Source organism: Pseudomonas sp. HMSC076A11 (assembly GCF_001810205.1).
Lineage (GTDB): Bacteria > Pseudomonadota > Gammaproteobacteria > Pseudomonadales > Pseudomonadaceae > Pseudomonas > Pseudomonas aeruginosa.
The window spans coordinates 239,605-250,216 of sequence record NZ_KV800287.1 but is presented as its reverse complement, the minus strand read 5'-3'; the positions used below and the strand labels follow the sequence as shown (position 1 = coordinate 250,216).

Here is a 10,612-nt window from a genome sequence, read left to right as displayed (position 1 = left end):
GCCGTTCCGGGCCCGCCTTTTCGGCGGGCCTTTGCATTTCCGGGAGTCATCCATGTCCGAGCCAAGCTCTGCGGCCTCCGCCGCCAGCGCAATGGCTGGCGTCGGCCTGGCCATGTACCTGCCGGGTATCGATGGCAACGCCTTGCTGGGAGGCTTCGGCGGCGCCATCTTCTTTGTCGTGTTCGCCCGTGACTACAACGCCCTGACCCGCCTCGGCTACCTGCTGGTGTCCTGGGTCGGCGGCTATTACGCCGGAATCGAGGCGCTCGGCCGCGGATTGACCCAGACCAGCGGCATGGCCGCCTTCGTCGCCGCGACCCTCTGCGTGACCGGCGGCATCGGCATGCTCGAGTGGATGCGTGGCGGCGAACTGCCCAGCTGGATGCGCGGGCTGTTGCGCCGCCGGGGAGGCAAGTCCGATGGTTGATCCGCTGTCCACCCTGACCGTGCTGGTCTGCTCGGCGATCTGCATGCGCCTGATCACCTATCGCCGCGCCGGCGCGCGTTTCCGCCCCGGCGTTTCCCTGTGCGCCTACCTGCTGGCGTTGTGCACCGGCTGCCAGGCGCTGGGAATAGTGGCCGGGTTGTATCGTGCCGAGCACCTCTCGCCGTGGATGCTCGGGGTACTGCTGGTGCTGCTGGTCCTGCTGTTGCAGGCGCGCGGCAACCTGGCGCGGGTCCTGCGCCTGCATTGAACGAACGTACTTCGCTCCGGCCTGGCCGGCGGTTGTATCCGCCGCGTCGGTGCCTGTCCGTCATCCATCCATCCTGAAAAAGGAGTTCGCCATGTCCAGTGCAACCGTGCGCCTGGATCACGCCGCCCTGCGCGAAACGTTGCGGCAGTTGTTCGGCCTGCCCGCCGGCAGCGTCATCGATGCCGATCAACTGCTGGCCCCGCCGGCCATCCCCTTCATGACCTTGCGCCTGGAGTCCTCGAGCCTGCTTGGCAAGGTGCGGCGGGAGTTTTCCGCCAGTGGCGAGCAGGAGTCCCTGCTGGCCAGTTGCGAGAGCATCTTTCGCCTGACCTGGCATGGTCCCGAGGCGCACCAGTACCTGCAGGATGCCCGCTGCCTGCTGCAGTCAGGCAATGCCGGCGAGCGCCTGCGCGTGCTGAAGGCCAGCCTGCTGCGCCTGACACCCATCGAAAACCTGTCCGTCGTGCAGGATGGCCAGGCGCTGGGGCAGGCTCGTTTCGACCTTGTTCTCGCTCACGAACACGTGCTGCTCGTCGACCTCGAGCGCACCGCTCCCGGGCAGGCCTCCGGGGGGACGGGTGGAACGGCTTCCTAGAGGTCGTTGCGATGCATCGTAGCGATGCCATCCATACATAGAGGAGAGATCCATGGTCATGTTGATCAGTCGTCGCGTCGGCATCGTTCGCCTGGATGCGGTGATTTCCGAAAACCTCGCGCAGGCTGCCGTCAGCGCGCGCGGCGACCAGCTCATCACCATCGTCGGCAGCATTGTCGACCATGCGCCCGCTGGCGAGCCGTTGCCCTCCTTGCTGCCGATGGAGGGAGGCAGCCGCGCGTTGAACGAGTGCCGTGTGCGCAAGGGCATCGCTGCCTTGACTTCACTGCAAGGCGCTTCCGAAACGGTGGACGTGCAAACGGGATTCCACCTGTATCGCGGTCTGTTCATCACGCGCGTTGTTGCCCGGCGAACCGCAGAAAGAGGATTGAGCCTGACCATAACTGCCAGCCAGAGGCGTGCGCGGCGGGCAGGCGGTAGGTTGCTGAAGACTGTCGTCCGTCTTTTCCATGCAGGCAGGGCGACACCCTGCCCGGCACGCTAAGGGCGATGCCGGTCCTGCTTTCATCGGTATGAGGACGGCCCGGCCTTAGCTCCCGGGATCGACTCGCTCCACCCGGTACCTTCCCTTTCCCTTCACACATCCCTCCTGATCGAAGCTCACGCTTCTCGCTCCCCGTCGCTTGTCGGCCTTGTACTGATAACGCACCTCCGCATTGTTCCCGCTGACCCGGTCCGGCTTGCCCAGCGCCCGCTCCACATCGGAGCGGGTCATTCCCGCCATGATCCGCTGCTCCACGATCGCCTTGCGGCGTTCCTTCTCGTCCAGGCGTCTGCCGCAGCGATCTTCTCTTTCTCCGATCACCGCGAGCGGCACGCTTTTCCGGCCGATGGACGCCTTTTTCGTCTTCGTCTCGGCCCTCGGCGTGACGCTCCTGCCTCCCGGCGGCGGGTTGTCCGCCACGACGGTCTCGCCGGCCTGCCCGGCGGGGCAACCGAGTTGGGTGAAGCTGACATGGCCGCTGGCGTCTTCGCAGCGGAATACCGCAGCGGCCTCGCAGGTGGACGCCAGCGAGAGGAGGAGAAGGAGGGACAGGGAACGCATGGGCGGCACTCCGGGTCGGATAAGGGTGAGTGCAGGCTAACGCGTTGCCTTTTTCCGCGGGGCCGAGTGTCCTGAGTGAAATTTCCGGCGTCGCAGTCAGGCGTCGAGTGACGATGAACTTTGTGCCGCAAGCGCTTGTTCTTGCCGCCATTTTGTAACGCGCAAAACGCAAGCGGAGTGTTATCATTATCCGTATCTGCCCCGAGAGGGCCCTTGGAACACCCCCATGGACTTACCCAGTAGAAACTCGAACAGTTTCCCGTTTGACCAATCACGTTTCTGATTGACCCCTTTGGCGTGCTCCGCTACTGGGGGTGGAGCGCGCTATGACCGAAGTAGAAGCCAAGAAGCCGCAGGAAAGCCTGCAGGACCGCCTAGCGCAGGTGGTCGAGCTGCTGCATCGCCACAAGGTGGTGGAAGACCTGACCCATCGTCAGGAAGGCCAGCACCATGACCGGGTGGAAAACCTCGTCCACCGGCAGAATCTCGTAGAACTCCAGCGCAAGCTGGAGGAACTGCACCCCGCCGACATCGCCCACATCCTCGAATCGCTGCCGCTGGACGACCGCCTGACGGTCTGGCAACTGGTCAAGTCCGAGGACGACGGCGACATCCTCCTCGAAGTCTCCGACGCGGTCCGGGAAACCCTGATCGCGGACATGGACGACCACGAGATCATCGCCGCGACCAAGGACCTGGACGCCGACGAACTCGCCGACCTGGCACCGGAACTGCCGCGCGACGTGGTCCATGAACTGATGGAAAGCCTCGACGCGCAGCAGCGCGAGCGAGTGCGTTCGGCGCTGTCCTACGAGGAGGACCAGGTCGGCGCGCTGATGGACTTCGAGATGGTCACCATCCGCGAGGACGTCAGCCTGGAAGTGGTGCTGCGCTACCTGCGCCGCCTGAAGGAACTGCCCGGGCATACCGACAAACTGTTCGTGGTCGACTACGACGGCGTGCTCAAGGGCGTGCTGCCGATCAAGCGCCTGCTGGTCAACGATCCGGACAAGCAAGTGCTGGAAGTCATGGCCACCGACCCGGTGACCTTCCACCCGGACGAGGACGGCTACGACGCCGCCCAGGCATTCGAGCGTTACGACCTGATTTCCGCGCCGGTGGTGGACAAGGGCGGCAAGCTGATCGGTCGTCTGACCATCGACGAGATGGTCGACCTGATCCGTGAGGAAAGCGAAAGCGAAGTCCTCAACATGGCCGGTCTGCGTGAAGAAGAAGACATCTTCGCCTCGGTCTGGAAGTCGGTGCGCAACCGCTGGGCCTGGCTGGCCACCAACCTGATCACCGCCTTCGTCGCCTCGCGGGTGATCGGTCTGTTCGAAGGCTCCATCGAGAAACTGGTGGCGCTGGCCGCGCTGATGCCGATCGTTGCCGGCATCGGTGGCAATTCCGGCAACCAGACCATCACCATGATCGTCCGCGCCATCGCGCTCGACCAGGTACAGCCGACCAGCAACAGTCGCAACCGCCTGCTGCGCAAGGAGCTTGGCGTCGCGCTGGTCAACGGCCTGGCGTGGGGCGGAGTGATCGGCGTGGTGGCCTTCTATCTTTACGGCAACTGGGAACTGGGCGTGGTGATGACCGCCGCGATGACCCTGAACCTGCTGCTGGCGGCGATGATGGGAGTGCTGATCCCGATGACCCTGCATCGTTTCGGACGCGATCCGGCGATGGGCTCCAGCGTAATGATCACTGCGATGACCGACAGCGGCGGTTTCTTCATCTTCCTCGGCCTGGCGACGATCTTCCTGATGTAGCCGGAGCGCCACGCGAGAAGCCGCCCAAGGGCGGCTTTTTTCATGGCGGTCAGATCAGCGGGGAAACCTTCGGTGGCGACCAGGACAGCACGCTCAGGCAGCGATCGCCGCCATTGACGAAATACTCGTCGACGGCCTTGGTCTCGCGGGCGACGAAGCCCTCGCGACGGCATTCCTGGTTCAGCCAGCCGCCTTGCTCGACCCGGTACAGCCAACCCTCGGACGCCGCGCAGGCTGGCCAGAATTCCAGCAGGTCGGCAGCGTCGAGCTGGCGCAGGCCTTCGACTTCGACGAACTCGACGCGCCAGGTGCGCTGGTTGGCGAGGTCGCGGACGAGGATGGTGAGGCCGGCGCGATCCTGGCGGCACTCCAGGAACCAGGGGTCGACGCAGGGCGGCGCCTGGAGCAGAACCGCCAGCAGCGGCTCCGCGCGTTCAGCCACGGACGCGCAGGGTCAGGCCCTTGAGGAAGTTGCGCAGCAACTGGTCGCCGCAGGTCCGGTAGTTGCTGTGGCCGGGCTTGCGAAACAGGGCGCTCAGCTCGGGTTTGGAGACCGGGAAGTCGACGCTGGCGAGGATGGCATGGAGGTCTTCCTCCTTGAGTTCGAAGGCGACCCGCAGCTTCTTCAGGATCATGTTGTTGCTCAACGGCAGCTCCAGCGGCGGTAGCGGACGCGACTCGTCGCGACCGCGGCGCTGGATGATCAGTCCGTCCAGGCAGCGCGCCAGGTAGCGGTCGGGGCAGGCCTGGAAGCCGTCTTCGTCTTCCTTCTTCAGGTAAGCCTCGAGCAGGTCCGCTTCGACTTGCTCGCCGAACGGGGCGGCCAGTTCGGCCAGATGTGCGTCGGGAAGATCCAGCAGGTAGCGCAGGCTGCGTAGTACGTCGTTGTTGAGCATCGTGCTCTCCGGAACGGTTGGCGATGAAAAAGCCCCGCGGGGCGGGGCTCTTCAGGGGGGGGGCTCAGACCAGCTCGGCCCAGAGGTCGTACTCGTCGGCATCGGTGATGCGCACGCGGACCTTGTCGCCCGGCTTCAGCTCGTCGCTGTCGACGAACACGTTGCCGTCGATTTCCGGAGCGTCGGCCCAGGAGCGGCCGACCGCGCCCTGTTCGTCGACTTCGTCGATCAGCACTTCGATTTCCTTGCCCACCTTGAGCTGCAGGCGAGCGGCGGAAATCGCCTGCTGGTGGGCCATGAAGCGTTCCCAGCGGTCCTGCTTGACCTCGTCCGGCACCGGCTCCAGGCCCAGCTCGTTGGCCGGAGCGCCTTCGACGGGGGAGTACTGGAAGCAGCCGACGCGGTCGAGCTGGGCTTCCGTCAGCCAGTCGAGCAGGTACTGGAAGTCTTCTTCGGTTTCGCCCGGGAAGCCGACGATGAAGGTCGAGCGGATGGTCAGTTCCGGGCAGATCTCGCGCCACTGCTTGATCCGGGCCAGGGTCTTGTCCTCGAAGGCCGGGCGCTTCATGGCCTTGAGCACCTTCGGGCTGGCGTGCTGGAAGGGGATGTCGAGGTACGGCAGGAGCTTGCCGGCGGCCATCAGCGGGATCACGTCGTCGACGTTGGGGTACGGGTAGACGTAGTGCAGGCGAACCCACACGCCCATGCTGCTCAGCGCCTCGCAGAGTTCCTTCATGCGGGTCTTGACCGGCTGGCCGTTCCAGAAGTCGGTCTTGTACTTCAGGTCCACGCCGTAGGCGCTGGTGTCCTGGGAAATCACCAGGAGTTCCTTGACCCCGGCCTTGACCAGGCGCTCGGCCTCGCTCAGCACTTCGCCGACCGGCCGGCTGACCAGCTTGCCGCGCATGGACGGGATGATGCAGAAGCTGCAACTGTGGTTGCAGCCTTCGGAAATCTTCAGGTAGGCGTAGTGGCGCGGGGTCAGCTTGACGCCTTGCGGCGGGACCAGGTCGACCAGCGGGTTGTGTTCGGTCTTCGGCGGCACCACTTCGTGCACCGCGGTAACCACCTGCTCGTACTGTTGCGGGCCGGTGACCGCCAGCACGCTTGGATGCACGTCGCGGATCGCGTGCTCTTCCACGCCCATGCAGCCGGTGACGATGACCTTGCCGTTCTCGGCGATGGCTTCGCCGATCACTTCCAGGGACTCGGCCTTGGCGCTGTCGATGAAACCGCAGGTGTTGACCACCACGACGTCGGCGTCTTCGTAGGTCGGAACGACCTCATAGCCTTCCATGCGCAGCTGGGTGAGGATGCGCTCGGAGTCGACCAGCGCCTTGGGGCATCCAAGACTGACGAAGCCGACTTTGGGAGTGGGGGTGGACATGGCTAACCTCGGTAGGCGGGCGCGCTTGCTGGCGCCTCTGATCAAAAAGTGCGCAATTCTAGCGGCAGCGCCGCGGCTTTTCCAGTCTCCCGTGCAGCTCTTTTCCGGCCCTGGAAAAACTCACCGCGGGCGCTCGGCAATCGGCTCCCCGGCCTTCTATAGTCATAGCAGTCCGTGGCCTCGGCGCTTGCATCGCGGACGGCATGGGCGCAGCATTTGCCGAATTTTTCCGGGGGAAAGCGTTTCATGAGTGATGCAGCGACGCGTGCCGAGGAGACGTCGGAGGGGCATTCCAGCTCTGCCATCGGCCTGATGGTCGGGGCGGTTGGAGTCTGCTATGGGGATATCGGCACCAGTCCCTTGTATACCCTGAAAGAGGTCTTCATCGGCGGCTACGGGGTGCAGGCCAACCACGATGGCGTCCTTGGCGTGCTGTCGCTGATCTTCTGGTCGCTGGTCTGGGTCGTTTCCATCAAGTACGTGATCTTCGTCCTGCGTGCCGACAACCAGGGCGAGGGCGGGGTGATGGCGCTGTCGGCCCTGGCGCGCCGGGCGGCGGCGCCGTTCGGCAGGCTGCAGACCTTCGTGGTGGTTGCCGGCCTGATCGGCGCGGCGCTGTTCTACGGCGACAGCATGATTACCCCGGCGATCTCGGTACTGTCGGCGGTAGAAGGGCTGGAGATCGCCTTCGACGGCCTGGAGCACTGGACGGTACCGCTGGCGCTTATCGTGCTGATCGGCCTGTTCCTGATCCAGAAGCACGGCACCGCGCGGATCGGCATCCTGTTCGGCCCGGTCATGGTGCTCTGGTTCGGCGCCCTGGCGGCGCTGGGCGTCTACGGGGTGATCCAGCAGCCGGAAGTGCTGCAGGCGATGAACCCTGTATGGGCCGTGCGTTTCTTCAGCTCGCATCCCGGCATCGGTGTCGCCATCCTCGGCGCCACCGTACTGGCGCTGACCGGCGCCGAGGCGCTGTACGCCGACATGGGCCACTTCGGTCGCAAGCCGATCGCCCGTGCCTGGTTCCTGCTGGTGCTGCCGGCGCTGGTGCTGAACTACTTCGGCCAGGGCGCGACCATCCTTTCCAACGCCGAGGCGGCGCGCAACCCCTTCTACCTGCTGGCGCCGGGCTGGGCGCTGCTGCCGATGGTGGCGCTGTCCACCCTGGCCACGGTGATCGCCTCCCAGGCGGTGATCTCCGGCGCCTTCTCCCTGACCCGCCAGGCCATCCAGCTCGGCTACGTGCCGCGGATGACCATCCAGCACACTTCCAGCCACGAGCAGGGGCAGATCTACATCGGCGGGGTGAATTGGGCGCTGATGGTCGGCGTGGTCCTGCTGGTGCTCGGCTTCGAGTCCTCGGCGTCGCTGGCGGCTGCCTACGGCGTGGCGGTGACCGGAACCATGCTGATCACCACCCTGCTGATGGGCGTGGTGATCTGGCGCCTGTGGAAATGGCCGCTGTGGCTGGGCGTCCCGTTCTTCTGCGTGATGCTCGCGGTGGACAGCCTGTTCTTCGCCGCCAACCTGCCCAAGGTGATCCAGGGCGGCGCCTTCCCGGTCATCGCGGGTATCGTCATCTTCATCCTGATGTCCACCTGGAAGCGTGGCCGCCAACTGCTGGTGGAGCGTCTCGACGAGGGCTCGCTGCCGCTCTCGGTGTTCATTTCCAGCATGCGCGTGCAGCCGCCGCACCGGGTCCAGGGGACCGCGGTGTTCCTTACCGCGCGTACCGACGCGGTGCCTCACGCGCTGCTGCACAACCTGTTGCACAACCAGGTGCTGCACGAGCAGGTGGTGCTGCTCACCGTGGTCAACGAAGACAGCCCACGGGTTTCGCCGGATCGCCGTTTCGAGGTCGAGGCCTATGGCGACGGGTTCTTCCGGGTGATCCTGCACTTCGGCTTCATGGAAGAGCCGGACATCCCGGCTGCCTTGCGCCTGTGCCATCTCAACGAACTGGACTTCAGCCCGATGCGCACCACCTACTTCCTCAGCCGGGAGACGGTGATTCCATCCAAGCGCATCGGCATGGCGCGCTGGCGCGAGGGGTTGTTCGCCTTCCTGCTGAAGAACGCCAACGGCAACCTGCGCTATTTCAACCTGCCGCTCAACCGGGTGATCGAGTTGGGAACCCAGGTCGAGATCTGATCCGCTCCGCTGCAAAAAAGCGCGCCCGATTGGGCGCGTTTTTTTGCGCGTTTCTCAGCGCCGTTGCGGCAGCATCCGTACCAGGGTGTTGTCGCGGCTGACGAAGTGATGGAAGAGCGCCGCGGCGGCGTGCAGGCCGATCAGGAAATAACCGGCGTTGCCGATGGTTTCGTGCCATTCCTTGATTTGCCCGGCGAGGTCGGGGTTCTTGTCGACCAGCGGCGGTAGCTCCAGGCCGAAGAACGGTATCGGCTTGCCGGCGGCGCTGAGGATCAGCCAGCCGGCGAAGGGCAGGCCGATCATCATCAGGTAGAGGGCGTAGTGCATCAGCCTGGCCAGCGTCGCCTGCCAGGCGGGGATGGCGGGCTCTATGCGCGGGGTAGGGGTGGCCAGGCGCACCAGCAGGCGCAACCAGACCAGCAGGAAAACGCTCAGGCCAAGCATGAAGTGCCATTGCTTGAGCAGTTCGCGGGTTTCGCTGCCCTTGGGGAAATTGCCCTTCAGTTCGATACAGGCGTAGACCCCGGCGATCAGCAGCAGGGTCAGCCAGTGCAGGGCAATGGTCAGGCTCCCATAACGGGACTCGGTGTTTTTCCAGCTCATCACGGTTCCTTCTCTTCGGCTCTCGGGAGCCCGCTCTGCGGCGGGTCGGCCGGTATTCTCGGCGGCTCCGCTGAAGCCAGCCTGAATGCCCCCGGCAGGCTCAGTCTAGCTGGCGCCGGCCGGGGACAAGAAGGGCGGAGCGGGGAGAGCTTGATCGCGATCAGGCGTCGGGAGCGTTCTCGCGGTCGCGGATGGCCTGGAGCATCTTCTTCGCCAGGGACAGGTAGTCCTCGTCGAAGTGGTGCCCGCCCGGCAGTTCGAGCTTCTCGCCGACGGCCTGGGATTGGGTACAGCCGCTTTCGTCCTTTTCTTCGGCGCCATAGATGCAGAACACCTTGGCCGCCGGCAACCTGGCCATCTCCGGGCCGGTGGCGGCTTCCTCGCCGGCCTTGCCCAGCCAGCCTTCCACTTCGATCTCGAAGCTGCCGGTCCGCGCCAGCGCCAGCAGCAGCATGGCTTTCACTTGCTGCTGGTCCTTTCCGGGCAGGCGGTTGTAGATCGCCGGCAGGATGTCAGCGCCGAACGAGTAGCCGGCCAGGACGAAACGTTTCGCGCCCCACTTCTCGCGGTAGTGTTGCATCAGCTTGGAGAGGTCGGCGGCGCTCTGTTCCGGGCTCTTGTGTTGCCAGTAGTAGCGCAGGGTGTCGATGCCGACCACCGGGTAGCCCATGCTGGCCATATGCTCGGCAGAGTCCTTGTCCAGGTCGCGCCAGCCGCCGTCGCCGGAATAGAACAGGGTGACGATGTCCGAGGGTTTCGCCGCGGGGACCTCGAGTACCGGCAGGGCCTCGGCGTTGCCTTGCAGTTGCAGGCGCAACTGATGGGCGAGCACGTCGGACAGCGGGGTGTCGTAGTCGCTGATGCTGGTTTCCGCGCTCGACTGCTTGCGGACGAAGACTGCGGTGTCGTCGTCCGGGTTGTCGTTCCAGGCCAGCAGCCACTGGCCGTGCGACGCCTGGTGCGGCAGCGGGGCGTCGCAGTCGCGCTCGGCCAGGGCAATGTCGAAGCCGACCGAGAGCGCCTTGGCCTTGTCGTCGTCCTGGCTGGCGAGCCAGCGCCAGGCGGTGGTCGAGCCTGGGCCGATGCCGGCGACTAGGTTCGGCTTGCCGCCGAGGCGGGCAATGACCGCTTCGAGCCGGGACTGCTGCGCCCTGCAATCGCCGTTTTCCGGGGGGAAGTACTGGATCACCCGGGCGGCGCTGTCGTGAGCCAGGTTCAGCATCTGGGCGTCGTTCAGTTGCTGTTCGGGGGCGGCGATCACCACCACCCGCGAGCGCGGCTTCTCGCCGGGTTCGGCAAGGGTGGCGTGGCCGCCGTCGTCGAGGTCCAGGGCTTCCAGTTTCGCCTGGGCCGCCGGTCGGCTCCAGAGCAGCAGGGCGGCACCGACGATCAGCACCAGGGCGGCGACCAGAAAACGGCGCCAGTGACGTTTCACGACAGACAT

12 protein-coding genes are annotated in these 10,612 nt (G+C 65.3%); 6 read left to right on the top strand and 6 right to left on the bottom strand.

The annotated features are described in order from the left end of the window. Positions 1-52: 52 nt before the first annotated feature. The 4 genes from HMPREF2716_RS08835 to HMPREF2716_RS08820 all read left to right on the top strand — a co-directional run bounded on the left by HMPREF2716_RS08835 (position 53) and on the right by HMPREF2716_RS08820 (position 1,795). Positions 53-427: a phage holin family protein gene (locus HMPREF2716_RS08835; protein ID WP_003104765.1), complete on the top strand. Its 375-nt coding sequence runs from the start codon at positions 53-55 to the stop codon at positions 425-427. Continuing rightward, positions 420-695: a phage holin family protein gene (locus tag HMPREF2716_RS08830; protein WP_003085989.1), complete on the top strand. Its 276-nt coding sequence runs from the start codon at positions 420-422 to the stop codon at positions 693-695. The genes HMPREF2716_RS08835 and HMPREF2716_RS08830 overlap by 8 nt, the downstream gene beginning before the upstream one ends. Positions 696-786: 91 nt before the next feature. Beyond that, positions 787-1,290, top strand: coding sequence for a phage neck terminator protein (locus HMPREF2716_RS08825; RefSeq protein ID WP_003117116.1), 504 nt, complete (start codon positions 787-789; stop codon positions 1,288-1,290). Between the two features lie 52 nt (positions 1,291-1,342). Then, the gene (locus tag HMPREF2716_RS08820) at positions 1,343-1,795 is read left to right on the top strand and encodes a hypothetical protein (protein WP_003159666.1); all 453 of its coding nucleotides are present in this window, start codon (positions 1,343-1,345) and stop codon (positions 1,793-1,795) included. Positions 1,796-1,840: 45 nt separating this feature from the next. Here the strand turns inward: HMPREF2716_RS08820 and HMPREF2716_RS08815 are convergent, their stop codons facing one another. Continuing rightward, positions 1,841-2,356: a DUF4124 domain-containing protein gene (locus HMPREF2716_RS08815; RefSeq protein ID WP_010793887.1), complete on the bottom strand. Its 516-nt coding sequence runs from the start codon at positions 2,354-2,356 to the stop codon at positions 1,841-1,843. A 326-nt stretch (positions 2,357-2,682) separates the two neighbouring features. Between HMPREF2716_RS08815 and mgtE the strand changes: the two genes are divergently transcribed. Next, positions 2,683-4,131, top strand: coding sequence for a magnesium transporter (mgtE, locus tag HMPREF2716_RS08810; RefSeq protein WP_003085996.1), 1,449 nt, complete (start codon positions 2,683-2,685; stop codon positions 4,129-4,131). A 49-nt stretch (positions 4,132-4,180) separates the two neighbouring features. Here mgtE and HMPREF2716_RS08805 read toward each other — a convergent pair whose 3' ends face one another. The 3 genes from HMPREF2716_RS08805 to rimO form a co-directional block, all read right to left on the bottom strand. Continuing rightward, the gene (locus HMPREF2716_RS08805; RefSeq protein ID WP_003163162.1) at positions 4,181-4,573 is read right to left on the bottom strand and encodes a hypothetical protein; all 393 of its coding nucleotides are present in this window, start codon (positions 4,571-4,573) and stop codon (positions 4,181-4,183) included. Beyond that, entirely contained in the window at positions 4,566-5,027 is a 462-nt protein-coding gene (locus HMPREF2716_RS08800) for a YehS family protein (RefSeq protein WP_003085999.1), read from the bottom strand. Before HMPREF2716_RS08800 ends, HMPREF2716_RS08805 begins: the two co-directional genes overlap by 8 nt. 64 nt (positions 5,028-5,091) lie before the next feature. Beyond that, positions 5,092-6,414, bottom strand: coding sequence for a 30S ribosomal protein S12 methylthiotransferase RimO (gene rimO, locus HMPREF2716_RS08795; protein ID WP_003123232.1), 1,323 nt, complete (start codon positions 6,412-6,414; stop codon positions 5,092-5,094). A gap of 246 nt (positions 6,415-6,660) precedes the next feature. Here rimO and HMPREF2716_RS08790 point away from each other — a divergent pair, with 246 nt between their 5' ends. Next, a complete protein-coding gene (locus tag HMPREF2716_RS08790; protein WP_003104754.1) occupies positions 6,661-8,565 on the top strand; it encodes a potassium transporter Kup in 1,905 nt (634 codons plus the stop codon). A gap of 54 nt (positions 8,566-8,619) precedes the next feature. Here the strand turns inward: HMPREF2716_RS08790 and HMPREF2716_RS08785 are convergent, their stop codons facing one another. After that, complete coding sequence (locus tag HMPREF2716_RS08785; protein ID WP_003112597.1) at positions 8,620-9,168, bottom strand: cytochrome b; 549 nt, start codon at positions 9,166-9,168, stop codon at positions 8,620-8,622. Positions 9,169-9,328: 160 nt separating this feature from the next. Continuing rightward, positions 9,329-10,612 carry a virulence factor family protein gene (locus HMPREF2716_RS08780; RefSeq protein ID WP_023084941.1) on the bottom strand — a complete coding sequence of 428 codons (1,284 nt, stop codon included), beginning with the start codon at positions 10,610-10,612 and terminating at the stop codon, positions 9,329-9,331.

What these genes read in the sequence shown, in the direction of transcription:
- HMPREF2716_RS08835 (WP_003104765.1), top strand. Translation starts at nt 53, where the DNA reads ATGTCCGAGCCAAGCTCTGCGGCCTCCGCCGCCAGCGCAATGGCTGGC.
- HMPREF2716_RS08830 (WP_003085989.1), top strand. Translation starts at nt 420, where the DNA reads ATGGTTGATCCGCTGTCCACCCTGACCGTGCTGGTCTGCTCGGCGATC.
- HMPREF2716_RS08825 (WP_003117116.1), top strand. Translation starts at nt 787, where the DNA reads ATGTCCAGTGCAACCGTGCGCCTGGATCACGCCGCCCTGCGCGAAACG.
- HMPREF2716_RS08820 (WP_003159666.1), top strand. Translation starts at nt 1,343, where the DNA reads ATGGTCATGTTGATCAGTCGTCGCGTCGGCATCGTTCGCCTGGATGCG.
- HMPREF2716_RS08815 (WP_010793887.1), bottom strand. Translation starts at nt 2,356, where the DNA reads ATGCGTTCCCTGTCCCTCCTTCTCCTCCTCTCGCTGGCGTCCACCTGC.
- mgtE (WP_003085996.1), top strand. Translation starts at nt 2,683, where the DNA reads ATGACCGAAGTAGAAGCCAAGAAGCCGCAGGAAAGCCTGCAGGACCGC.
- HMPREF2716_RS08800 (WP_003085999.1), bottom strand. Translation starts at nt 5,027, where the DNA reads ATGCTCAACAACGACGTACTACGCAGCCTGCGCTACCTGCTGGATCTT.
- rimO (WP_003123232.1), bottom strand. Translation starts at nt 6,414, where the DNA reads ATGTCCACCCCCACTCCCAAAGTCGGCTTCGTCAGTCTTGGATGCCCC.
- HMPREF2716_RS08790 (WP_003104754.1), top strand. Translation starts at nt 6,661, where the DNA reads ATGAGTGATGCAGCGACGCGTGCCGAGGAGACGTCGGAGGGGCATTCC.
- HMPREF2716_RS08785 (WP_003112597.1), bottom strand. Translation starts at nt 9,168, where the DNA reads ATGAGCTGGAAAAACACCGAGTCCCGTTATGGGAGCCTGACCATTGCC.
- HMPREF2716_RS08780 (WP_023084941.1), bottom strand. Translation starts at nt 10,612, where the DNA reads ATGTCTGTCGTGAAACGTCACTGGCGCCGTTTTCTGGTCGCCGCCCTG.